We start from the raw sequence: 23411 nt of genomic DNA, 5'->3' as shown, positions 1-23411 counted from the left end.
TGTCCATCCACAGGTATTGCGCGCGGGCGGGGGCGCTGCACAGAAACAGCGTCAGGCCGGCGAGCGCTCCGAGAAGAAGTTGAATGGATCGGGCAATGGCGGGTGAGCGCGGGTCGGAATTCGGGTGCATGTTCTCCCCCTGAGGTCAGCATCGCGGCAGTGGGGGAGGGCCCACCGCGACTCGCGGCCGATCGAAGCGATTAGCGATTCTGGAGCGTCCGCATCATAGTCCCTCGCGGCGTTTCCCACAAGGCGCGCGGCGTTCGAGGAGAAAGCCCGAGCGCTACGTGGTCTTCCGTAACGAGATCCGCGCGGCGACGAACGACGCGATCACCATCACCGACCCCGCCATCCAGAGCGGCGCGCCGGGGCTGATGACGTCGAAGGCCAGTCCGCCCAGAAAGGGTCCGGTCGCGCGGCCCAGGCTTCCCAGCGACTGATAGACCCCGAGGATTCCTCCCTGCTCGTCCGCCGGCGTGGCGAGCGACACGAGGGAGGAGAGGGAAGGGGTGGTGAGTCCCGATCCGATCGCGATCACGCCCATGACCGCGAAGAAGGTGGCCAGCACGCCGGCCACGACGTGCGTCGGGTCGTGGACCGCGAGCGGGGGAACGATCCCCGCAGTGATGAACGCCGCTCCCATCAAGATCAGCCCCGCCCGCACCAGGGCGCGTTCGCCGAACCGCTTGGCCAGGGCGCCGACGATCCCGGCCTGCATCACCGCGGCGACGATGCCGACGTAGGCGAACAGGTATCCGATCTGGTGCGGCCCCCAGGCGAAGAACCGCTCGCAGAAGAGCGCGAGGATCGCCTCCATTCCCGAGAAGCAGAGCGTCGTCACGAAGAAGAGGACGAGCACCAGCCCGACGACCGGGCGTCCCAGCGCCTCGCGGAAGGTAGCCGCGTTCTCGCGCCGTCGCGCCGCGGCCGCGCGTTCTTCCGGAGGCAGCGACTCGCGGAGCCGGAACAGCGCGAAGAAGAACGCGACCGTCGCGAGCCCCGCCGCGGCGTACGCCGGCACCGAGAACCCCCACTTGCTCAGCACGCCGCCCATGGCCGGTCCGAAGATGAACCCCATGCCGAAGGCGGCGCCGATCATCCCCATCCCCTTGGTGCGGTTCTCGGCGGTCGTCGTATCGGCGATGTAGGCCTGAGCCGTGGAAAGGGTCGCCCCGGCGATCCCCGCGAAGATGCGCGAGAGGAACAGCATCGGCAGCGAGGTCGAGACCGCGAAGACCAGGTAGGAGACGCCGGTCAGGATGAGCGATCCGAGGAGCACCGGCCGGCGCCCGATCCGGTCGGAGAGCCGGCCCCAGATCGGGGCGAAGAGGAATTGCGCCAGCGAGAAGGAGGTGGTGAGGAGCCCGACCGTGAGCCCGCTCGCCCCGAAGTGCTCCGCATAGTAAGGAAGGAGCGGGATGATGATCCCGAATCCGAGGAGATGGATGAAGACGGTGAAGAAGAGGACGACGCGGGATCCGGCGCCGGGTGTTCGTGGGGAGCTCGTGGAAGGCACCGACGGATTCTAGGGAGCGCGGCCCGGCGGGTCAATCGAGGGGGGAGGCCGGTCGATCGGGCGGGAGGCTGGTCGATGTGGCGGGGCGGCCGGTCGATCGGACACCGCCTGTTGGAGTTGTGGGGCTCTCGCTAACGGACTGACTCAGTCAGTCAATTGACTGACCCGGTCAGCCACCCTGTTGCATACTCCCGGCGTGAATTCCAGGGCTGGTGCCTTCATCCCGATCCTGCTCCTCCTCACGGCCGCGCTCGCCGCTGGCGGGGGCGCCGCGACCGCGCGGGCCGAGGAGGCGCTGGTGCTCTCGGGGGGCGGAGCACGGGGGTTGGCGCACGTGGGGGTCGTCCTCGGCCTCCAGCAGCGCGGGCGCGATCCGGGGCTCGTCGTCGGCACCAGCATGGGCTCCATCGTCGGGGCCCTCTACGCGGCCGGATACGACGCTCCCGCGATCCGCGCGATCATCGAGGACGAGGACTGGCGCGCGATCTTCACCCCCTTTCCCTTCGAGGTCGGAGCGGCCCGCAGCGTGCGCTATCCGGTGCTCCGGCTGGATACCTCCACGGGCGCGGCCTTCGGCGCGAGCGCCGCGATTCCCGACTGGCGCATCAACCGCAGGCTGGTCGAGCTGCTCTTCGAGCCCGCCGCCCGTGCCCGCGGCGACTTCGATCGGCTGCCGCGGCGGTTCCGATCGATGACGGCGGACGCGGAGAATGGCGATCTGTTCCCGATCGGCTCGGGCGATCTCGCGCGCGCCGTCCGCGCGAGCATGGCGGCCGCGGGATTCTTCTCCCCCGTCCGCTGGCGCCTGCCCGACGGATCGAGCCGCCTCCTCACGGACGGAGGGATCGCCGACTATCTTCCCGTCGCCGAGGCGCGCCGGCTGGGCGGCGCGCCGATCGTCGCCTCGGACGTGCTGGTCCCGCCGGCTCGCCTGGGGAGCACCGACGCGATCGCGGTCGCCCGGCGCAGCACCGAGATCCTCACCGTGCACGCTCGCCGGGAGCCGGTGGCTCCCGACATCCTGATCGTGCCCGACATCGCTCCCGGCCTGGCGGAGTTCAGCTACCCGGTCGATCCCTCGTCCGTGATCGCCGCCGGTCTCCGAACGACGCTGGCCGCCGTTCCCGAGTCGACTTCGACGTCGCCGGGCGGACGCCTACCAGAACCAGGCGGTCACCCACGGGAACCGGGCCGGCGCCCGCCGCAGCCGGAGCCGACCTCGCTCTCGGCCCTCGTCGTCGAGACGCCCGGCCCCGCCGAGCATCCTGACGCCCGGCTCGACGCGTTCCTGCGCCGCGCCTACCGTCCCGCCGCCCCGAGCCGGTTCCACCCCGATCGCGTTCTCGAGATCACCGACCGTCTCTTCGCGACCGGGCTCTTCGACGGCGTCTGGCCCTCGGTCGAGCCCGCCGATACGCTGGATGCGAACGCGCCGCGCCTCACGATCCGGTCGGACCCGCGACCGCTGGTCTCGATCTCCGGCGCGCCGGGGTACGACAACGATCGCGGCGGGAGGCTCTGGGCTTCGATCCGCCGGCTCGACGCCGCCGGCAGCCTTCCCTACGAAGTCTCTCTCGAGGGGTCGGCCGACGGCGTGGAACGGTGGGGATCGACCTCGGTTCGATTCACGTCGCTCCTGCTCGGCGCCTCCGCATGGACCCTCGGCGGGCACTTTGGCGAGACGGAAGTTCGGTTCTCGGCCGCACAGGGCCACCGGGATCTCGCGATCCAGCGGGCCGGAGTCTGGGCCGGTTTCGAGTCCCGCACGCTCGACCCCGACCGGCACGCGGCGCTCGCCCTCCGTCTCGAAGACGTCCAGTCCGACTTCGGTCCCGACGGCACCTCGTTCGGTCCCTGGCTCCGGCTCCAGTCGATCCCGCCGCTGGTCGAGGTCGTGGGAACGGCTCCCTCGGTCGAGGCCGAGATCCGCTTCGGCGACGTCGGCTATCGACGGGCCCGCGCCAAGGGGTCGCTCGCGCGCCGGATCGGCCCCGTCTCCGCGGCCGTCGCCGTGGACGCCGCCGTGGTGGGGGGTGACGCGCCCCTCGACGCGGCGCCCGGCATGGGAGGCGAGGGACTGATCCCCGCGCTGCGCGACGGGGAGCGGCGAGGCCGGGCGCGCACTGTCGCCGGAGCCGATCTCGCCGCCGCGGCCCCCTTCGCGATGTTCCGCCTGCGGGCGCGCGGCGGCGTGGTCGCCGACGAGATCCGGCCCGAGGGACCCAATCTCTATTCGCGGGAAAAGCTCTGGATGGCGGGCGCGCGGCTCTCCGCGCTCTGGTGGACGGTATTCGGACGGGTGGAGATCGGCGGGGACGCGAACACCCTCGGCGATCGCCGTCTCGTCATCAGCCTCGGCGCCGAGTTTTGATGCCGAGCCCCGAGCCGCTCCAGCGCCCCTTCTACGTGCGCTCGGCGCTCACCGTCGCGCGCGAGCTCCTCGGCTGCGTGCTGGCGCGACGGCTTCCGGACGGCGCCGTCCTGCGCGGGCGCATCGTCGAGACCGAGGCCTACGTCGGCGAGGAGGACAAGGCCTGCCATGCGCGCGCGGGGCGCACGGCGCGCACCGATCCGCTCTACGGCCCGCCGGGTCTCGCCTACGTCTACATCACCTACGGCATGCACTACATGCTGAACGCCGTCGCGGAGCCGGAGGGGAGGCCCGCCGCCGTCCTGATCCGCGCCGCCGAGCCGGTCGAGGGGGTCGAGTGGATGGTGACCGCACGCGGCGCTTCGGCCCGGACGCTGACGGCCCGCGCGGCGGCGGCGCGCCATATCGCGGCCGGCCCCGCCCGCCTCACCCAGGCGTTCGGGATCGACCTGCGGCAGAACCGGGCCGATCTTCGGGGACCCGAGATCTGGATCGAGCCCGGCCTGCCCGTGCCCGACGGGCAGGTCGGCACGTCGGCGCGCATCGGCTGCCAGACCGCGCCCGCCCCCTGGGACGCTATTCCGTGGCGGTTCTACGTGGCGGGAAACCCCCACGTCACGCCAGGCACCCCGCGCGGAGCCGTAACCTCTTCGCGCAGGCCCGCGAAGCCGCGCAAAACTCGGGGTGGCGCACAGCGTCGGCATTGAGGATAATCGGCCTCTTGGAGGCGCCCTGAGCCCGCTTGGGCTCCGATACCACGGCGCCGCCGTCACCGCGGGTCACGCCGCACGCGCGCTCGGCGAAGCGCCCGCACGATCGGGACCGTCGCAACGCAACTGGAGGGGGGCACCTCCTTGTCCGGCATCCTCAGCGAACAGAATCTGATGTGGCGGGCGCGCGCCCGCGAAGTGGCCGAGAAATCGGTGCGTCCGCTCGCGGCCAAGTACGACCGGGAACAGGAATATCCGTGGGAGATCAAGCAAGCCATCGCGGACGCGGGGCTCATGGGGGTCTGGATCCCCAAGGAGTACGGCGGCCACGGCGGCGGCGTGCTCGATCTCTGCATCTGCGTCGAGGAATTGTCGCGAGCCTGCGGCGGCGTCGGCGTGCTCTACGCCGTGAACGCGCTCGGCACCTTCCCGATCCTGGTCGGAGGAACCGAGGAGCAGAAGCAGAAGTACCTGCGCCCCATCGCCGAGGGGAAGAAGCTCATCTCCTTCGGCCTCTCCGAGAAATTCGCCGGCAGCGACGCCGCCAGCCTCCACGCCACCGCGGTCCAGGACGGCGACCACTACATCCTGAACGGCGAGAAGAAGTGGAACACCAACGGCGGCGCGGCCGACATCTACTCGGTGTTTGCGGTGACGCAGCCCGACAGCAAGTCGCGGCGCATCAGCGCCTTCATCGTCGAGAAGGGGACGCCCGGCTTCCGGATCGGCAAGGTCGAGGACAAGATGGGGATCCGCTGCGTTCCCGTGGTGGAGATCCACTTCGACAACTGCCGCGTACCGGCCAAGAACCTCTTGGGCGAAGTCCCGGGTCACGGCTTCAAGCACGCCATGATGACGCTGGACAAGGCCCGCCCGGGCGTCGCGTCGCAGGCGGTGGGTCTGGCGCAGGGCGCCCTGGAATACGCGACCGTCTACGCGGGGCATCGCGAGCAGTTCGGATCGCCGATCCTCTCGTTCCAGATGATCCAGGGGATGCTGGCTGACATGGCCACGCGCGTCGAGGCGGCGCGGCAGCTCGTCTACGCTGCGGCCAGCGCCGTGGACGCGGGTGCCCCCAACGTTTCCAAGCTGGCCGCGATGTGCAAGCTCTTCGCCACCGATACCGCGATGCAGGTCACGACCGACGCGGTCCAGATCTTCGGCGGGTACGGCTACATGCGCGATTACCCGATCGAGAAATACATGCGCGACGCCAAGATCACCCAGATCTACGAAGGAACCAACCAGGTGCAGCGCCTGGTCGTGGCCCGGTCGCTCATCAAGGAAGCCCTCGGGCTCAAGTTCCTCCTCGATTACATTCCCAAGGAGACGCAGAAGGGCGTGAACGACCCCGAGACGCTCGCGCGGAAGAAGGAAGAGGCGCGCGAGACCGTGGAGTCGGACAAGGCCTGACGTCTCCTGTCGCCCCCAAGGAGACCGCGATGCAAACGACGATGGACCGGACCGAGACCCTGAAGGTCGGCGATGCCGCGCCCGACTTCACGCTGAAGGATCAGGACGGGCACGACGTCACGCTCTCCTCGTTCCGGGGGAAGAAGAACGTCGTCCTGATCTTCCACCCGCTCGCTTTCACGTCGATCTGCTCGGTCCAGATGCCCGGCTACAACAAGGACCTCCAGACCTTCGAGGGACTGGACGCCCAGGTCCTCGGACTCTCGGTCGACTCCTCGCCCGCGCATCGCGCCTGGGCCGAGATGCTGGGCGGCATCGATTACCCGATGCTCGCGGACTTCCACCCGCACGGCGAAGTTTCGAAGCGCTACGGGATCCTCCGTCCCGAGGGCTTTTCCGAGCGCGCGACCATCGTGATCGACAAGAAGGGGATCGTGCGCAGCATCGAGGTTCACGACATCGGCACCCTACCGGATCACGACAAGCTGCTCGAGACGCTGCGCTCCATTCAATGAGACGCGCCGGCGGGTTGGCGCTCCTGGGACTTCTGGTCGCCGCGGCTTCGACGTTCGCGGTCTCCGACGCCGCTCCGGCCAAGCATCCCCCGGCCGCCTCGAAATCCGCGGCCCGCATTCCGCTTCCACCGCGCGCCATGGGCGAGGCCGACGCGAAAGCCGCGACCGTCGCCAAGCAGCTGAGCGACGCCATGGGAGGGCAGCGGACCTGGGACGTCCTTCCCTATTTCCGGTTCGATTTCGTGGTCGTGCAGCAGGGGAAGGAAGTGGCGCGGTTCCAGCACTGGTGGGACAAGCGGAACGGCCGCTGCCGCGTCCAGGGCCCGGACGACAAGGGGCGCACCGTCACCGCGATCTTCACGCTGAAGGACAAGAAGGGGAAGTCGTTCACGGACGGGATCGTCGACACCGATCCCACCAACATCGCGAACATCGTCCAGATGGGCTACGAGCGATGGGTGAACGACACCTACTGGATCATCATGCCCTTCAAGCTTCGCGACCCGGGGACCCATCTCAAGTACGTGCGCCTGAAGCGGCTCGGCGGCAAGGACTACGACGTGCTGCAGCTCTCGTTCGACAGGGGCGTCGGGCTCACCTCCGGCGACCGCTACACCCTCTATGTGAACCGCTCGACCCACCTGCTCGACAAGTGGGACATGATGCTGGAGGGGAAGAAGCCTCCCCCGGCAACCTCCACGTGGGAGCAGTGGACGCCGATCGGCCCCGTCAAGCTGGCCCTGAATCATCGCCTCCAGGGCAAGCCGGTGGAGATCCGCTTCGACAACGTGGCCGTCCCGCAGACCATGGACCCCGGAGTTTTCGCCAACGCTCGCGTCCCGGGCTAAGCGTCTCCGCCCGGGCAGGGCCCTGCGAGCCAGGTCCTCGTTCGGCCGCGGATGGCGGCCGGCAACCCCCCACGTCAAATCCCGCACTTTTGGCACGGAATCGTCTCAACCGCTCTTGCGCGGTGCCGTCACAGCGGTTAGGATGCCCGATGACCGGTGTCTCAATCCGTATCCCTGTGCCAAGGGGGTCCCTGAATGGCGGGGAAGGGGTCCGCTCGAAAGAGCGCCAAATCCAGTAAGAGGAAGCCAGCGAAGAAGATGCCGAAACGCTCAGCCGCCACGTCCGGAAAGCAGCAGGTCCGGCGCCAGCCCGCCAAGAAGGCCCCGACCAAGGGCCGGGTCGCGCCCAAGCGCGCGGCCAAGAAGGCTCCGCCCAAGGCCGCTGCTCCCGCCCGGGCCGCCTCCGGCATGAAATCGCCCGCTTCCGGCTCCAAGACCGCCCGCCCCGCCGCGACCGCCAAGGCGGCTCCAGGCCAGGCGGCCGCCAAGGGCAAAGCCGCGGCGAAGGCTCCCGGTCAGCAGGGCGCCCTGGAATTCGAGGTGGGTCCGCCGCATCCGCCGGTCGAGCTTCCGATTCCGAAGCGGCGCGGCGCCAAGCCGGGCGGCCCCGATTGGCCCGGCGAGAACCTCACCGTCGGCATGCCGGCGCCGGACTTCGAGCTGCCGAGCACGCTGGGGCGCAAGGTGACTCTGCACGAATTCCGCGGCAAGCGCGTCATCCTCTACTTCTACCCCAAGGACGACACGCCGGGATGCACCATGGAGGCCTGCGCCTTCCGCGACAACCTGCCCCGCATCCAGGCCAAGGACGGCATCGTCCTGGGGATCAGCCTGGACGACGAGTTGAGCCACCAGCGCTTCGCGCAGAAGTACAACCTGCCCTTCCCGCTCCTGGCCGACGTCGACGCGGCGGTCTGCCGCCAGTACGGCGTCTACAAGGAGAAGAACATGTACGGCCGTTCGTTCTGGGGCATCGAGCGCACGACGTTCGTGGTCGATCGCGAAGGCAAGGTCGAGAACGTATTCCGCCGGGTCAAGGTCGAGGGGCACGCCGACGAAGTGCTCGCGACCCTCGCCGTCTAGCGCCCCGTAAGCGGTGCGCCGCACCAAGATCATCGCGACGGTAGGGCCGGCCAGCGCCGATCCCGCCGTTCTCGCGCGGATGGCTCGCGCCGGCATGGACGTCGCGCGCATCAACTTCTCCCACGGCACCTATACCGATCACCGCCGCGCCATGCGCGCCGTGCGGCTCGCCGCCCATCGCGCCAAGCGCACCGTCGGAATCCTTCTCGACCTCCAGGGGCCCCGCCTTCGGGTGGGATCGTTCCGGGACGGTTCGATCCGGCTTGTCGCCGGAGCCGAGGTGCTCCTGACCAGTGAGGGCGGGCTCGGAACCGCCGAGCGGATTCCGATCGACTATTCGGGCCTGATGCAGGACGTCTCCGTCGGGGACCGCGTCCTGATCGACGACGGCAAGGTCGAGCTCAAGGCGGTCCGGAAAGCGGCGGGCGGCCTGCGCTGCCGCGTGGTCACCGGCGGCGCGATCTCCGACCACAAGGGGGTGAACTTCCCCGGCGTGCGACTCTCGGCGCCCGCGCTCACGGCCAAGGACCGCCGCGATCTCGCGTTCGGCATCGAGGAGGGAATCGACTTCGTCGCGCTCTCGTTCGTGCGGAGCGCCGAAGACCTGATCGGCCTGCGCCGCCTGCTGCGCCGCGCGCAGCGCCCGCCGATGGTCATCGCCAAGATCGAGCGCCGTGAAGCGATCGAAAACCTCGAGTCGATCCTGGAGGCCGCCGACGGCGTGATGGTGGCGCGCGGCGACCTGGGCGTGGAGTATCCGCCCGAGCGCGTGCCGATCTTGCAGAAGCGGATCATCGAGCGCGCGAACGCGCTCGAGGTGATCGTGATCACCGCGACCCAGATGCTGGAGTCGATGGTGACCTCCTCCAGCCCGACGCGCGCGGAGGCCTCCGACGTCGCGAACGCCATCTTCGACGGGACGGACGCCGTGATGCTGAGCGCGGAGACCGCGGTGGGCCGTTACCCCGAGCGCGCCGTGCGCACCATGGCGCGGATCGCGGCGGAGGCCGACGAGTTCGCGGCCACGAAGCGCGCGCCGCGCCGCTCCGACGGCAGCGCGCTCCCCTCGCCGACCCACGCGCTCGCGCACACGGCGTTCCAGGCCTCGCGCGAGATCCGCGCCAAGGCGCTGGCCATCTTCACGCACACCGGCTACTCGGCGCGGCTCGTCTCCAAGTCGCGGCCTCAGGCGCCCATTTTCGCGCTGACGCCGCTCGAATCGACCTGCCGCCGCCTGTCGCTCGCCTGGGGAGTGTCGGCGGTCCAGGTGCCGCGCTGGCGCACCGCCGAGGGAATGGTCGAGGCCGGCCTTCGCATCCTCATCACCCGGAAGATGATCCGCCGCGGGGATTGGGTGGTGGCGATGGCGGGAACGACGACGCGCTCGGGGGGAACGAACATGCTGCGGATCCTGCAGCAGGGCCGCCCGCCGGATAAGCCGCGGTAGTCGGGGATCGTCGCTGGATCGAGGATCGGCGCGGAATCGGGGGCCGGCGCGGGATCGATCGGCGCCGATTCGGCCGGGCCCGCATTGACAGCCCCTCGAGCCGGGCCTATCATTTACCGATACAACAGATAGCATCGTTTCGCGGAGGGCGGCGTCTAATCCGGTGGTAGGCCGTCCGGCCGAAACTCTCGTTATGACCTAAGGAGTTCCGCATGATCACGTTGAGCGAAAAGGCCGCGTCCGAGATCAGGACCATCATGGAACGCGAGGGAGGCACGTTCGAAGGCGTGCGCGTCTTCGTCGCGGGCGGTGGGTGCTCGGGCCTCTCCTACGGCATGCAGATCGCCGACGAGCCCGCCACGGCCGACGACCTCGTCTTCGAGGCCGGGGGCGTCAAGGTGATCGTCGACGTTCAGAGCCACCAATTCCTCGAGGGAGCGTCGATCGACTTCGACGACTCGCTGCAGGGTGGCGGCTTCAAGATCAACAATCCGAACGCGGTGAAGAGCTGCGGCTGCGGCTCGTCCTTCGCGACCGAAGAGAGCGAAGGGGCGGCACCGGGCGGCGGATGCGGCTGCGGTGGGAGCGGCGGAGGCTGCGGAAGCCACTAAATCGCGGAACGCGGCGCCTCAGGGCGCCGACAGGGCCGCGCGAGACAGCACGCAAAAGTCTGGTACAATCGATCGGCGCTCCGGAAACGGGGCGCCGGTCTTCGTTTTGGGGTGAGACCGAGGAGTGAGCGCCGCGTTCCAGGCGGCAGCCCGCTCCAGGGGTGGCGACGCAGCCGTAACGGCTTCGCCCGGGTGATGGGGCCTTCCGAAGTGCCGTGGAAGGGGCTCATCCCATGCCGCCCATCCGTGCCGCCCTCCTCGCCGCGGTTGTTCTCACGTGGGGCCCGCCGGCTCGCGCCGCGGACCTGCCCGCTGCCGCCGACTCGTCGTCCATCGCCCCCGACCCCTCGGACATCCCGCCCGCGCCCGACTCCATCCACTACATGCTGCCCGGCCTGGAGGTACGCGCCTCCCGCTTTCTCACCCGAGACCCTCGCGCCGACTTCATCACGCGCGAGCAGATCCGGCGCACCGCGGCCACGGCCGACGACGCCTTCCGCGTCGTGCAGACCCTGCCCGGCGTCGCCAGCTCGGACTACGCCGCCTCCTTCCTGGTTCGCGGCGGGGAGAGCGACGAGACGCTGGTGCGCTTCGACGGCTTCGATTTGCTCGAGCCGTATCACATCCCCTACTGGGGCGGCGCCATCTCGGTCGTGAGCCCCGACGTGGTGCAGACGATGCAGCTCTCGCGCGGCGGCCTTCCCGCGCGCTACGGCCGCGAGCTCTCCGGCGCGCTCGAGATCGAATCGCCGCGCGACCGTCCCGACGGGCCGCGCTACCAGGTGGGCGCCGGAGCCACGCAGCTCCGCGCCCTCGTCGCGGGCCCGACGAAGGGCGGAGGCTCCTACCTCCTCGGCATCCGCCACGGGCTCCTCGCCGCGATCGGCCGACTGCACCGCCTGGACCGCGACGTCTCGGTCGTCCCCGACTTCCAGGACCTGATCGGCGAGGCGCGGCTCCGCCCGGCCGAGGGCCACGAGCTGACCCTGCTGGCGCTGGGCGCGCGCGAGAAGCTCCGCTACGACATGCCGTACGACGAGAACGACCTGAACGGCTCGGTGCGGAACCTCACGCTGGGGGCGTCCTGGTCCTACCGGCCCTCGGAGCGCGCGCGGCACCGGCTGGTGTTCTCCGCCGACCGGTTCCACCGGGCGACCCTGGTGGGGCGGAGCGGGCGCGACGACAGCGTCACGCGCGCGGTGCGCGCGCGGCTGGAGGGGGAGCGGTCGCTCGGCGGCGGCAGGGCCATCGAGTGGGGCGCGGCGGCGGAGTACGAAGACGGCTGGCTGGCGCTGGACGGCATTCGGGGCTCGCTCGGGACCTCGGGCTACCAGGAGGAAGTGGAGCACGTCGTCGCCGGCAACGCGGTGCGCCGCCGCGGCGAGGCGTACCTTTCCGCGCGCGCGGCGGCCGGCTCGCGCGCGACGCTCACCGCGGGGGTCAACGTCTCGCGGGACCTCTACACGTGGGGACTCCGCCGGGACGGGGTGCCGCTGCCGGGCACGCCGGGATTCGCGTTCGTCTCGCCGCGGCTCGGGGTGCTCGCGCGACTGGGGAGCGCGGGATCGGCCTGGGCTTCGATAGGCCTCATGCACCAGCCCTCGTTCCTGAACAATCTGGAGCGCGAGACCCTTCCTCTCGGGCGAAACCGCGAGGCCGGTGAGACGTCGGCGGGATTCGAAATCGCGCCGGCCGGCGCCGCGCTTCGCGTCGAGGGATATCTTCGCCGGGAGCGCGGCGCGGGGCTTCCGGCCCAGGACGTGACCGCGCAGCCGCCGCCACCCTTCGCGCTCGACCGCGGCTCCGCGCGCGGCGTGGAGCTCTCCCTGCGCACCCCCTCCTGGGCGCGGGCCGACGCGTCGCTCGGCTACACGCTGAGCCGCGCCGTCTGGACGGCGCCCGAGGGGATCGTGCCCCGCTCCTTCGATCAGCGCCACGCGGCGGCGCTCTCGCTCGACGTCAGGCCGGCCGCCGGGTGGAACCTGAACGTGCTTGCGCGCTATCACACCGGCTCCCCTTACACCGCGTCCGTGTGGACGCATGACGATTCCACCGGCACGTGGACGCGCGCCTTCGGGACCTTCATGGGCGCGCGCTATCCCGCGTACTTCCGCCTCGACTTCCGCCTTTCGCATCCCCTCTCCTTCGGTCCGACGGGGGGACAGGCCTACGTGGAGCTGATCAACGCCACCGGGCGGGTCAACGTGCACCAGTACACGTACGCCTTCGACCCGGGGAGCGCCGCGGCGCCGCGCCGCCAGGCGATCGAGCTATTCCCCCGCATGCCCGCCGCCGGATTCGAGTTCTCCTTCTGATAGACTGCGGGCTTCATGACCCAGTTCGTGAGGGTGGCCCGCGCGTCGGACGTGGAGGAGGGGAAGGGGCTGATCGTGTGGGCGGGGCCGATCAAGGTGGCCCTCTTCCGCTGCGAGGGCGCCGTCTACGCGATCCGAAACCAATGCCCGCACATGGGGGGCGACCTGGGCGAGGGGCTCCTGACCGGCGACGTGGTGCGCTGCCCGTGGCACGGCTGGACGTTCAACGTGAAGACCGGGAAATCGCCCGAGGCGGAGCTGGTGGCGGTGCGGTCGTTCGAGGTGAAGATCGAGGGGGAGGACGTCTATGTCGCCGTCTGACTTCCCGGTGGACGCGCTGCGCGCGCGGTTTCCCGCCCTGCGCGAGGCCGGCGACCGGGAGATCTTCTTCGACAACGCCGCGGGCGCCCAGGTCCCCGATGACGTGATCGAGGCGGTGCGCGAGCACCTGGTCCGCCGCGGGGTGAACCGCGGCGGGCTCTTCGCGCGCTCGATCGAGGTGGACCGGCAGATCGCCGCTGCGCGCCAGGCCGTCGCCACCTTCCTGAACGCCCGCTCGCCCGAAGAGATCGTCTTCGGCCTGAATTCCACGTCGCTCATTCGCATGGCGGCCGAAGCGGCGCGCCCGCTCTTTGCGGCGGGAGACCGCGTCGTCGTCACGCAGCTCGACCACGAGGCGAACGTCGGCCCCTGGCTCCGGCTGGAGCGCGAGGGCGTCGCGCCGCTGGTCTGGAAGGTGCGCGGCGCCGAGGCGCGGCTCGACGTGGACGATCTCCGGGACCTCTTGCACGAATCGGGCGGACGCGCGCGTCTTGTCGCCCTGCCGCTCGCCTCGAACGCCATCGGCCGGATCGTCGACGTGGCGGCGGCCGCGCGCGTGGCCCGGGAAGCGGGCGCGCTCGTCTTCGTGGACGCCGTCCACTTCGCCCCGCACGGGCCGATCGACGTCCAGGCGTTCGGCGCCGACTTCCTCGCTTTCTCGGGCTATAAGATCTTCGGCCCCCACGTCGGATTCCTGTGGGGGCGCGCGGAGTCGTACCGGCGTCTGGCGCCGGTGCACGATTTCTTCATCCCGGCCGAGGCGCCGTACGGATTCGAGGGGGGCACGCAGAACTTCGAGGCGATGGCTGGAATGGCCGCCGCGCTCCGCTACGTGATGGAGATCGGCGCCGAGCGGATCCGCGCCTACGAGATGGAGCTGGCGTCGGCGCTCGTCGAGGAGATGTGCCGCGTCCCCGGGCTCTCGATCCTCGGCGACGCCGATCCCGCGCGCGTAGTGGCGCGCGTTCCCACCGTGGCGTTCACGATGGAGCGTGCCACGCCGCGTGCGATCGTGGAGCGCCTGGCCGAGCGCGGCATCCACGCCCGCGAGGGGCACATGTACGCGCCGCGTCTGATCGAGGCGGTGGGACGCGACGCGGTCGCTCGCGTGAGTCTCTGCCACTACAACACGCGCGGGGAGATCGCGCGACTGGGCGAAGCGCTTCGGTCGCTGGGATGAGGGTCACGCCCGGGGCGCGGCACGGCGGCCGGGCAGCCGGCTGATGCACGGCGAGAGCACCTTCCTGCGCGACCTGGTCGTCGCGCTCGCCGCGGCGCTCGTCGTGCTGCTCCCGAGCCGCCGCCTCAAGATCCCCGCCGCGGTCGGCTTCATGCTCACGGGCGTGCTGATCGGCCCCGGGGCGCTGGGCTGGATCTCGGACACCGCCCGCGTCGGCATCCTGGCCGAGATCGGCGTCTCGGTCCTCCTCTTCATCGTCGGCCTGGAGTTCTCGCTCGCGCGCCTGCGCGAGATCGGCCGCGCGTTCCTGGTCGCGGGCCCGCTCCAGGTGGTCGCGACGATCGCGGCGGTGACCGGGGTCCTGCTCCTCCTGCCGATCCACGCCCGGCTCGCGGGCGCGATCTTCGCGGGCATGCTCGTCACCCTCTCCTCGACGGCGATGGTGATGCGCAGCCTGGGGGAGCGCGGCGAGACGCACGCCCCGCAGGGCCGCCTGCTCGTGGGGATTCTTCTCTTCCAGGACATCGCGATGGTCCCGATGCTGCTCCTCGTGCCCGCGCTCGCCGCGGCCGCGGGGGCGCTGGGCGCGGGCGCGTTGGGTGCCGGCGGGGCGTCGGGCGCAGTCGCCGTCGGCGCGGCGGCGTCAGGCGTCCCCAACGGCATTCTCGGCGGCGCGCTCGCGGTCGGAAACGGGGGAGCCCTCTCGCTGGCCGCGCGCCTCCTGATCGGACTCGCGGCCGCGGGCGTCGTGGCCGCCGCCGCGCGCTGGCTCATGCCGCGCGTCGTGAACGCCGTGATCCGGAGCGGCGTCCGCGAGCTCTACGTCATGATGGCGGTCGCGGTCTGCCTGGGTTCGGCCCTCCTCACCCAGCGGCTCGGGCTCTCGCCCGCGCTCGGCGCGTTCCTCGCGGGGCTTCTCGTGAGCGAATCGGAGTACTCGCACCAGGTCGTCTCGGAGATCGTCCCGTTCCGCGATCTCTTCTCCAGCCTCTTCTTCATCTCGATCGGGATGCTCCTCGAGCCGGCCTTCGTCGCGGCGAACCTCCCCGCGATCGGCGGCTGGCTCTTCCTGACCGTCGCGCTCAAGGCGATCGTCGCGGCCGCGATCGTGCGGCTGATGGGCTTTCCCCTGCGCGTCGCGGCGATCGTCGGGATCTCGCTCGCGCAGGTCGGAGAGTTCTCCTTCGTGCTGGCCTCGGTCGGGATCCGGAACGGGCTGCTCTCGGCGGCGCAGAGCCGTGAGTTCTTCGCGGTCGCGGTGCTGAGCCTGGTGATCACCCCCTTCCTGGTTCCGTTCGGGTCGTGGTTGGGCGCCCGCGAGGCGGCCCGCGCGACGGGGGCCGGCGCGGGCGCGCTCGGGTCGACCGTTCCGAGGTTTGGAGGGGCGAAGCGCCGGGATGGGGACCACGAAGCCAGGGCGGGAGCGGGGTCCGGCACCGAAGCGGGAGCCGGATCCCAAGCCGGAGCGGGGGCTGAGGCCGGAGCGCGAGCGCTGCGCGATCACGTCATCGTCGCGGGCTACGGCCTGAACGGCCGGAACGTGGCGCACGCCCTCGCCGAGCTGGGCATCCACTACGTCGTGCTCGAGATGGACCCCTCGAACGTGCGCCGGGCCCGCGCGCAGGGGGTTCCGATCCAGTTCGGGGACGTCTCCCGCCCGGAGAGCCTGCACGCCTGCGGCGCGGAGCGCGCGGCGGTGGTCGTGCTCGCCATCTCCGACGCATCGGCCACGCGCCACGCGGTGGCCCAGGTGCGCCGCGTCAATCCCGGCGCCTACATCATCGCGCGCACGCGCCTCGTGGCCGAGGTCGCCGAGCTGCGGCGCCTCGGCGCCGACGAGGCGATCCCCGAGGAGTTCGAGACCTCGATCGCCATCGTCACGCGGGTGCTGCGTCGTTACCACGTCCCGGGGAACGTGATCCGCCTCCAGGAGGGGGCGCTCCGCCGCGAGGGCTACGCCTTCCTTCGGGGCGGCGACGTCTCGGTGGAGCTGACCCATTCCATCGAGCGGATGATCGCGGGCGCGGTGACCGACACCTTCTTCCTCGAGCCGGGGTCACCCGCGGTGGGGCACACCCTGGCGTCCCTCGATCTGCGCGGACGAACGGGCGCCCTGGTGATCGCGATCGTGCGCGAGGGAACGCCTCGAATCTCGCCCGAAGCCGATCTCGAGCTGGAGACCGGGGATATCCTGGTACTGGTCGGGGACCATCAGGGGCTGGAGTCGGCGTTTCGGATTCTCGAGGGAGAAAAGGGGCCCGACGCGAGCTGACCGCGTTCCCTTTTTCGCTGGACCGCGTTATTCCCAGTATGGAAACCCACATTTCCACGGATGGACCGCATCCCGCATCCCTAACCTATGGCGCGGCCGGACTTCCCGCCGGCCGCCGGGTCGGGCCCTACCTCATCGACCGGGTCCTGGGTCAGGGCGGTATGGGGGTCGTCTACCGGGCCTGGGACTCCGAGCTGGAACGCGCGGTCGCCCTGAAGGCGATCCCGGCCGATCTGGCGGCCATACCCGAGCGTGCCGCGCTCCTCACGGTCGAGGCGCGCGTTCTGGCCGCGCTCAATCACCCCCACATCGAGACGATCCATGGCCTGATCCAGGCCGAGGGCGGGACGCGGTACCTGGTGCTCGAGTATCTGGAAGGCGAGCTCCTGAGCGCGCGCCTCGCCCGGGAGCCGCTGTCGTTGGCGGAAGCCCTCGAGGTCGGGCGCGCGGTCGCCGCCGCGCTGGAAGCGGCCCATAGCGGCGGCATCATCCATCGAGACTTGAAGCCCTCGAATGTGATGCTCACCCGGACCGGACCCAAGGTGCTCGATTTCGGCCTGGCCAAGCGATTCGGAACCGCCCGGGGCCGCGACCCGGCAAGCACCTGGACGGGCGGGATGGCCGGAGCCGGCACGCCGGGCTATTCCAGCCCGGAGCAGTCGCTCGGCGAGCCGCAGGACCGGAGGACCGATCTCTTCTCGCTGGGGTGTCTGCTCTACGAATGCATGGCGGGCCGCCGCGCCTTCCGCGGGTCGAGCGCGGCCTCGGCGCGACGGGCCGTGCTGACGACGGAGCCCGAATGGGAGCGGTTGCCGCGCGCGACGCCGGATGCGGTGCGCTCCCTGGTGCGGCGATGCCTCGCCAAGAATCCCGAGGAACGGCTGGAAGATGCCGCCGAGGCACGACGGATCTTCGAGAGGGAGATGGCCCATCTCGCGAGCGGTCGCTACTCCCGGCAGAGCCGCGATTCCGGACCGGGACGCGCCTCCCTGCCGTCGCCGCTCACCTCGTTCGTCGGGCGCGCCAGGGAACTGCGCGAAGGGATGGCGCTCCTCGACCGGAGCCGGCTCCTCACCCTGACCGGTCCCGGCGGATGCGGGAAGACGCGCCTCTCGATCGCGCTCGCCGAGCGCGCGGAGAGCACGCCGCGCGACGGCATTTGCTTCGTGGACCTCGCTCCGCTTTCGGACCCGGCCCGGATGCCCCAGGCGGTCCTGACCGCGGCGCGCGTGAGGGAGGATCCCGACCGTCCGGGCGCCGAGCTCCTGGCGGAGGCGTGGCGCGACCAGGAGGTCCTCCTGGTGCTCGACAATTGCGAGCATGTGATCGCCGCGGCCGCCGCGTTCACGTCGGCGCTCCTGGCGCTGGCGCCGCGGGTCCGCGTGCTGGCGACCAGCCGCGAGCCGTTCCAGATTCCCGGAGAGCAGATCTACCCGGTGCCCTCCCTGGGCGGCGACGCCGCCCGGCTCTTCGCCGATCGCGCCGCGGCCGTGCGTCCCTCCTTCGCCCTCACGGCGAAGAATCGCGCGGCGGTCGAGGAGATCTGCGAAGCGCTCGACGGCATGCCGCTCGCTCTGGAGCTTGCGGCCGCGCGCGCGCACGTGCTCTCGCTCGCCCAGATCAAGGCCTCCCTCCAAGATCGGTTCCGCTTCCTGACCGGCACGAGCCGGGCGGCGGGACGGCATCGCACGCTCCGGTCGGCGATCGACTGGAGCTTCGACCTGCTCGCGCCCGAGGAGCGGCGCTTCTTCGCGGCGCTCTCGGTGTTCGCAGGCGGCTTCTCCCTGGACGCGGCCGAGGCGCTGGACCCGGCCGCGGGAGGAGGGCCTGGCAGGCTCGACGGATCCTCCGCGCCCGCGGGGCCCGCCACCCTCGACCTCCTCGGACGGCTCGTGGACAAGTCGCTGGTGTCCCCTCCCGCTTCCGACGAGGCGTCGGCCCCGGCGCGCGCGCCGCGGTTCCGCTTGCTGGAGACGCTTCGCTCCTATGCGGCGGACCGGCTCGCCGAGTCGGGGGAGGAGGCCGCCGTGCGCGACCGCCATCTGCGCCACTTCCTGGGCGCCGCCGAGCGCGCGTGCCCCGACCTGACCGGGCCGGCGCAGGCCGCCTGCCTCGATCGGCTGGAGGCCGACCACGAGAACTTCCTCGCCGCGCTTTCCTGGTGCGAGCGGCGGGCCGAGCCGGGAGCGTGCGGGCTGCGCCTGGCCGCGAGCCTCTGGCGCTTCTGGCTGGCCCGCGGTCATTTCAGCCTGGGGCGGGCCGTGCTCCGCACGGCGCTGGCGCGCGGCAACGCCGAGGATTCGACCGCGCGCGCGGAGGTGCTGATGGGCGTGGGAGCGCTCGCGTTCCATCAGAACGATTGGGACGCCGCGGCGGCGGCCTACGAGGAAGCCCGCGCGAGCATGGAACGACTCGGCGTGGAGACGGGGGTGGGGCAGGCGCTGGTCGGGCTGGGCAACGTGGCGATGGGTCGCGGCGCCTACTCCGTTGCCGACGCGACCTACCGCGGCGCGCTGCCGCGCTTCGAGCGGGCGGGGAACGAGCGGGGCAAAGCGCTCGTCGCGAGCAACCGGGGGCGGGTGGCCGAGCTCCGGGGGGACCTCGCGACAGCCCGAGCGCTGCACGAGGAGGGGATCGCGGGGTTCGAGCGTGTCGGCGACGCCGCGTCGCTGGCGGTACGCCTCTCCTCCCTGGCGGAGCTCTGCCTCAAGCTGGGCGATGTCCCGGCCTGCAGGGCGCGTCTCGCCGAGTGCCTGGCGGTGGTGCTGAGCCTGGACGAGCGGCGGGCGGGATGCTACGCGCTGGAGCGGACCGCGCTCCTCGCGCAGTCGACCGGGGATCCCTCGGCGGCGCTTCGCTGGTGCGGCGCCGCGGACGCCCTGCGTCTTCGGATCGCCTCGCCGCCGACGCCGGCCGAGGCGAAGGGGATCGAGGCGGTCGTCACGGGGGCCCGGCGATCGCTGGGCGGGGCCGCCGAGCCGGTATGGGCGGAGGGGCGCGCGCTCAGCTTCGAGGAGGCGATCGCCGGAGCGATCCGGTGGCTCGGCGCCTAGGCCGGCGTACGCCGCCCTAGGCCGGGGGCAACAGGTGCAGCCAGTCCCTCAATAGAAACTGCATGCGCGCGATGAGCAGGGAGACGCGCGCCATCACCGTGTAGCCGAACGACGCGCCGAAGGCGACCATCAGGAACCAGATTCCCACGCGCGCGGAGAAGCCGTGCAGGCCGCGGTGCGCCGCGGAGAAGAAGAAGTACGAGAGCACGGTGATGAAGCCGATCAGGACGAGCGCCGAGTTGATCGCGCCCCACCCCGGGGCGAACGGCTTCACCTGGTCGGCGAGCTGCGCGAAGATCTGCGCCTGCAGGTAGGCGGGGATCGCGATCCCCGAGTAGATCCCCACGTAGAACGCCAGGGACCATCGGGCCAGGCCCGACGTGCGCGTCCACATCCTGCCGAGGAGGATGATACCCAGGGCGAGCGGGACCAGCGGGAGCATGTTGCCCCCGCTCATCTCGCCGATCACGTTCGGCTTGATCACGTTCTGGTACTGCACGGCCAGCAGGTAGCCCGCCGCGGCGCCCACGAAGAGGTGCTCGGCAAAGCGATAGAAGGGATTGTCGCGGTAGAGGAAGCTGAACACGCAGAGCGTGAGGAACGCGATGATCGTGTTCTGCACGGCGGGGGTCATGGCTTCCGGAGCCCTCCCGTCGCGAACAGCGCCAGGTTGCCCAGGACGACGAGCACGACGATCACCACGTGCACGAGGCTCTGGGCATCCATGCCGCGGCGCGCGTCACCGAAGAGGTCCATCAGCCGCTCGTACTCCGCCGCGCCCTTCATGCCCCCGATCAGCCCCTGGATCTGCCCCGCGGAAAGGTAGGGGTAGTAGTCCGCGGTCATGACCGCGGTGGCGCCCAGGATCATGGGCCGGCGGTAGCGGGTGGCGGCGATGCGCACGTAGTAGTCGGCGATCGACGAGCCGGAGAGATTGATGACCAGCGGGAAGTCCGCGAAGGAATTGTGCCCCTTCATCATGGGAATGCGGTTCAGGGGCGTGCCCCAGTAATCGGTGGGGAACATGGTTCGGATGCTCTCGCCCAGTCCCAGGATGACCGACTGGCTCCCCGACTTGTAGCCCAGGAACACGTAGTCCACGTCGCGCTGCTTGTGTTCGGCGGTGGCCGAGATGCGGAGCGCCTCCTCGATCAGCCCCGGCGCGGCGGGATAGAGCGTGAGAATGACCGGCTTCAGCCCCTTCCGAAAACAGTGCCGGAGGACCGCCTTCGCCATCGGCTGCAGCTCGGCCATGATGTCCGGCTCGTAGTCCAGCGACATCAGCACGTAGGAGCCCCGCGGCAGCTTGTCCACCGCCTCGTAGGCCGCGCGCACGCGCGGCGAGACCGAGATCGGGAGGTTCACGGGGAAGAGGAGCGGAACCGCGGTCGCCAGCGCGACCATGACGAAAATGATGCGCCGGTCGAGACGAAGCAGCCGGGACCAGAGGCTCATGAACGCCCCAGGTACGACCGGTCGATGCCGAGGATGATCTTCAGCGCCGTGGAGATCGCGCCCAGCCCCACGCCGATCGCCACCGCCCGCTTCGCGGCCAGGTTCGGGACGTCGAGGAGCCACTCGGTGACGCCGGGGAAGCCGCGCCAGAGGAACTCACCGATCGAGACGCGTCCGATCATCATGACGATCGCGGTGACCAGGAGGAGCGTGGCCTCCAGGTTGCGGGCGCGGAAGGCGCGGAAGGCGGCCGACGCGATGAAGAACGCGAGCAGCGCGAACATGGTCGAGGCGAGCGGCGCGTTGACCGTGTTGTAGAACACGTTCACGGCCGTCCCTTCCTCCACGCCCTGCACGATTCCCCAGATCGTCACGAACGCCAGCGAGGCGAGCGTGACCACGCTGTAGATCCAGCCCGGCGTGCGCGCGGTCACCCGCTTCTGATGCGCGGTCCAGAGCGACACCGATCCCAGCACGAGGGCGAAGCTGTAGACGATGTTCGCCCAGTCCAGCATGACGCTCTGCGTCTCCTGGGCGCGGTGATGGGGGATGAAGAAGAAGGCGACGAGCAGCGCCCCGGTGACGAACGTGACGACGAGCGGGCCGAAGCGCACGGTCAGGCGCTCACGGGGCCGGCCGGAGGGTGCCTCAGGACTCCGCGGTCCCAGGGGCTCCGGCGGGGCGGCACGGTCTGGCGTCTCATTGGGTCTGGAGCAGCCGGCCCACTTCGGGATGACCCAGCGCTCCGAGGATCGCCGCGAGCACGACGACCGCCGCGGCGAGCGCCTTCGCCCAGTCCTGCGCCGCGATCGTCGCGAGCTGCACCGGCTCGCGGCCCAGATAGGCGCTCGCGGCGTACAGCTCCTCGCCGAGCAGCGTGTAGTCGCAGGCGCAGACGAAGAAGGGGAGCTGCGTCACCTGGTCGGTGCCGGCGATCTGGATGGCGCCGGTCAGGTTTCCGGTCTCGGCCAGGAAGAGCGACTCGGCGTAGAACGCGCCCATGAAGATGTTCGCGGCGGGGCGCTGGCGTAGCATGTAGCCGGTCACGGCGGCCACGTACGCGAACTGCTGCGCGCTCACGTAGTGGACCGAGCCCGGCCGGTACGAGTCGCCGCGCCCGGCCTCGACGTACGCCTGGCGCACGGCGCCCTCCATGATCGTCGCGGCCACGGGATCGTAGTTCGGAACCTCGAGGTCGCAGCCCAGGTCGGCGGTGCGCCGCGCCACGCGGCTCAGGATCGTGATGGCCGCGAGCGTTCCCACCTCGCTCATGTCGCCGATGCCGGGGACGTAGAGCACCGGTCGCCCCATTTCCGTGGCGCGCCCGAGCGCCTCCTCCACCGCCTTCAGTCCGGCAAGCGGCCGGATGAACATCGTGGCGCCGCGCCGCGCGCGCGAGATGTTCAGGAAGAGGAAAAGGAGAAAAAGCCCGAGCCCGACGAGGAGGTTGATCCGGCTGGGATCGAAGAGACGAACGTCGGGGGCGGGGGTCATCGGTTCGTACACGCGGCGAGGGCGCGGGGGATCCGGGGGGCGCGGGCGAAGGCGTGGGCGGGGGTCATCGGCGGGACCCCTGGCCGGCCTGCACCTGCTTGATCATCTCGACCAGCTGCATCGCCGCCGCCTGGTCCAGCTTCTGGACCGCTTCGCGCTGGGCCGATGCGCCCGCGACGTCGCCCAGGCGCAGGTAGGCCAGCGCCAGGTTCATGCGGGCCTGGACGGAGCTGGGCTCGAGCTCGACCGCTTTCAGGTACACGTCGCGCGCTTCCGGAATCCGGCCGGAGAGGGCGAGGGCGGCCCCCAGGTTATTGACAGCCTGGAAGTGCCCAGGGTTGAGCGCGATCGCCCGTCGGTAGGCCTGCATGGCCTGGGGAAGGCTGTCGGAGGAGGCGAGCGACACGCCGTAGTTGTACCAGTTGTCGGGGTTCTTCGGGTCCAGAACCACCGCTTGGCGGTTCGCCTCGTTGGCGTCGTGGGTCTTCCCCTCGCGCGTGAGGATGTCCCCCAGGTTGGCCCAGAAGATCGCCTCGGAGGGCTGGATCGCCACCGCGCGCCGGCCCGACGCCTCGGCCTCGGGGAGCTTTCCCATCCGGTTGAGGAGCAGCGTCCGCCGGTGCCAGGCCAGCGCGCGCGTCGAATCGACGGCGATCGCGCGGTCCAGCGCGGCGAGCGCCGCATGGTAGTTCCCCTCGGCGATGTACTGGTCGGCCAGCGCGACGTGCGCCGCGGGATCGCGCGGGTCGTGCCGCACCGCGTCGTCCAGAAGCGCCACGTTGCTCGACCAGACCGGCAGCCGCCGCA

Annotated in this window: 19 protein-coding genes; 13 read left to right on the top strand and 6 right to left on the bottom strand. The window is 70.8% G+C overall.

Going from position 1 to position 23411, the window contains the following annotated elements; all coding sequences use genetic code 11:
- Positions 1–283 precede the first annotated feature (283 nt).
- Entirely contained in the window at positions 284–1516 is a 1233-nt protein-coding gene (locus VE326_02735) for an MFS transporter (protein HYJ32111.1), read from the bottom strand.
- Between the two features lie 196 nt (positions 1517–1712).
- Here VE326_02735 and VE326_02730 point away from each other — a divergent pair, with 196 nt between their 5' ends.
- The 13 genes from VE326_02730 (at position 1713) to VE326_02670 (ending at position 19655) form a co-directional block, all read left to right on the top strand.
- Positions 1713–3887 (top strand): patatin-like phospholipase family protein, encoded by a 2175-nt coding sequence (locus VE326_02730; GenBank protein ID HYJ32110.1) that lies wholly within the window; start codon positions 1713–1715, stop codon positions 3885–3887.
- Complete coding sequence (locus tag VE326_02725) at positions 3887–4594, top strand: DNA-3-methyladenine glycosylase (GenBank protein HYJ32109.1); 708 nt, start codon at positions 3887–3889, stop codon at positions 4592–4594. The genes VE326_02730 and VE326_02725 overlap by 1 nt, the downstream gene beginning before the upstream one ends.
- A gap of 147 nt (positions 4595–4741) precedes the next feature.
- On the top strand, positions 4742–6010 hold the full coding sequence (locus tag VE326_02720) for an acyl-CoA dehydrogenase family protein (GenBank protein ID HYJ32108.1): 1269 nt from the start codon (positions 4742–4744) through the stop codon (positions 6008–6010).
- Positions 6011–6039: 29 nt separating this feature from the next.
- On the top strand, positions 6040–6525 hold the full coding sequence (locus tag VE326_02715; protein ID HYJ32107.1) for a peroxiredoxin: 486 nt from the start codon (positions 6040–6042) through the stop codon (positions 6523–6525).
- The gene (locus VE326_02710; protein ID HYJ32106.1) at positions 6522–7373 is read left to right on the top strand and encodes a DUF6503 family protein; all 852 of its coding nucleotides are present in this window, start codon (positions 6522–6524) and stop codon (positions 7371–7373) included. Before VE326_02715 ends, VE326_02710 begins: the two co-directional genes overlap by 4 nt.
- Positions 7374–7946: 573 nt before the next feature.
- A complete protein-coding gene (gene bcp, locus VE326_02705) occupies positions 7947–8456 on the top strand; it encodes a thioredoxin-dependent thiol peroxidase (protein HYJ32105.1) in 510 nt (169 codons plus the stop codon).
- Between the two features lie 13 nt (positions 8457–8469).
- Positions 8470–9903, top strand: coding sequence for a pyruvate kinase (gene pyk, locus VE326_02700; GenBank protein HYJ32104.1), 1434 nt, complete (start codon positions 8470–8472; stop codon positions 9901–9903).
- A 212-nt stretch (positions 9904–10115) separates the two neighbouring features.
- Positions 10116–10514 carry an iron-sulfur cluster assembly accessory protein gene (locus VE326_02695; protein HYJ32103.1) on the top strand — a complete coding sequence of 133 codons (399 nt, stop codon included), beginning with the start codon at positions 10116–10118 and terminating at the stop codon, positions 10512–10514.
- A 233-nt stretch (positions 10515–10747) separates the two neighbouring features.
- Complete coding sequence (locus VE326_02690) at positions 10748–12829, top strand: TonB-dependent receptor plug domain-containing protein (GenBank protein HYJ32102.1); 2082 nt, start codon at positions 10748–10750, stop codon at positions 12827–12829.
- 15 nt (positions 12830–12844) lie between these two features.
- Positions 12845–13150 carry a Rieske (2Fe-2S) protein gene (locus VE326_02685; protein HYJ32101.1) on the top strand — a complete coding sequence of 102 codons (306 nt, stop codon included), beginning with the start codon at positions 12845–12847 and terminating at the stop codon, positions 13148–13150.
- The gene (locus tag VE326_02680; protein HYJ32100.1) at positions 13137–14330 is read left to right on the top strand and encodes a cysteine desulfurase-like protein; all 1194 of its coding nucleotides are present in this window, start codon (positions 13137–13139) and stop codon (positions 14328–14330) included. Before VE326_02685 ends, VE326_02680 begins: the two co-directional genes overlap by 14 nt.
- 43 nt (positions 14331–14373) lie before the next feature.
- Positions 14374–16602: a cation:proton antiporter gene (locus tag VE326_02675; protein ID HYJ32099.1), complete on the top strand. Its 2229-nt coding sequence runs from the start codon at positions 14374–14376 to the stop codon at positions 16600–16602.
- Between the two features lie 38 nt (positions 16603–16640).
- Positions 16641–19655 (top strand): protein kinase, encoded by a 3015-nt coding sequence (locus tag VE326_02670; GenBank protein ID HYJ32098.1) that lies wholly within the window; start codon positions 16641–16643, stop codon positions 19653–19655.
- A 16-nt stretch (positions 19656–19671) separates the two neighbouring features.
- Here the strand turns inward: VE326_02670 and VE326_02665 are convergent, their stop codons facing one another.
- The 5 genes from VE326_02665 to VE326_02645 all read right to left on the bottom strand — a co-directional run.
- Positions 19672–20289 carry a hypothetical protein gene (locus VE326_02665; GenBank protein ID HYJ32097.1) on the bottom strand — a complete coding sequence of 206 codons (618 nt, stop codon included), beginning with the start codon at positions 20287–20289 and terminating at the stop codon, positions 19672–19674.
- Positions 20286–21110 carry a hypothetical protein gene (locus tag VE326_02660; protein ID HYJ32096.1) on the bottom strand — a complete coding sequence of 275 codons (825 nt, stop codon included), beginning with the start codon at positions 21108–21110 and terminating at the stop codon, positions 20286–20288. Before VE326_02660 ends, VE326_02665 begins: the two co-directional genes overlap by 4 nt.
- A complete protein-coding gene (locus VE326_02655) occupies positions 21107–21724 on the bottom strand; it encodes a hypothetical protein (GenBank protein HYJ32095.1) in 618 nt (205 codons plus the stop codon). The genes VE326_02660 and VE326_02655 overlap by 4 nt, the downstream gene beginning before the upstream one ends.
- Positions 21725–21809: 85 nt before the next feature.
- A complete protein-coding gene (locus VE326_02650) occupies positions 21810–22604 on the bottom strand; it encodes a DUF6754 domain-containing protein (GenBank protein HYJ32094.1) in 795 nt (264 codons plus the stop codon).
- A gap of 64 nt (positions 22605–22668) precedes the next feature.
- Positions 22669–23411: tetratricopeptide repeat protein (locus tag VE326_02645; GenBank protein ID HYJ32093.1), on the bottom strand; the 743-nt coding region annotated here is incomplete at its 5' end.

It is taken from the genome of Candidatus Binatia bacterium (assembly GCA_035631035.1).
GTDB lineage: Bacteria > Eisenbacteria > RBG-16-71-46 > SZUA-252 > SZUA-252 > DASQJL01.
Note: the sequence above shows the minus strand (reverse complement) of the source record. Positions and strands in the feature narration are given on the sequence as shown.

Coding starts and splice junctions, on each gene's coding strand:
- VE326_02725 (HYJ32109.1), top strand. CDS start 3,887: ATGCCGAGCCCCGAGCCGCTCCAGCGCCCCTTCTACGTGCGCTCGGCG.
- VE326_02715 (HYJ32107.1), top strand. CDS start 6,040: ATGCAAACGACGATGGACCGGACCGAGACCCTGAAGGTCGGCGATGCC.
- VE326_02710 (HYJ32106.1), top strand. CDS start 6,522: ATGAGACGCGCCGGCGGGTTGGCGCTCCTGGGACTTCTGGTCGCCGCG.
- VE326_02695 (HYJ32103.1), top strand. CDS start 10,116: ATGATCACGTTGAGCGAAAAGGCCGCGTCCGAGATCAGGACCATCATG.
- VE326_02690 (HYJ32102.1), top strand. CDS start 10,748: ATGCCGCCCATCCGTGCCGCCCTCCTCGCCGCGGTTGTTCTCACGTGG.
- VE326_02685 (HYJ32101.1), top strand. CDS start 12,845: ATGACCCAGTTCGTGAGGGTGGCCCGCGCGTCGGACGTGGAGGAGGGG.
- VE326_02680 (HYJ32100.1), top strand. CDS start 13,137: ATGTCGCCGTCTGACTTCCCGGTGGACGCGCTGCGCGCGCGGTTTCCC.
- VE326_02675 (HYJ32099.1), top strand. CDS start 14,374: ATGCACGGCGAGAGCACCTTCCTGCGCGACCTGGTCGTCGCGCTCGCC.
- VE326_02670 (HYJ32098.1), top strand. CDS start 16,641: ATGGAAACCCACATTTCCACGGATGGACCGCATCCCGCATCCCTAACC.
- VE326_02665 (HYJ32097.1), bottom strand. CDS start 20,289: ATGACCCCCGCCGTGCAGAACACGATCATCGCGTTCCTCACGCTCTGC.
- VE326_02660 (HYJ32096.1), bottom strand. CDS start 21,110: ATGAGCCTCTGGTCCCGGCTGCTTCGTCTCGACCGGCGCATCATTTTC.
- VE326_02650 (HYJ32094.1), bottom strand. CDS start 22,604: ATGACCCCCGCCCCCGACGTTCGTCTCTTCGATCCCAGCCGGATCAAC.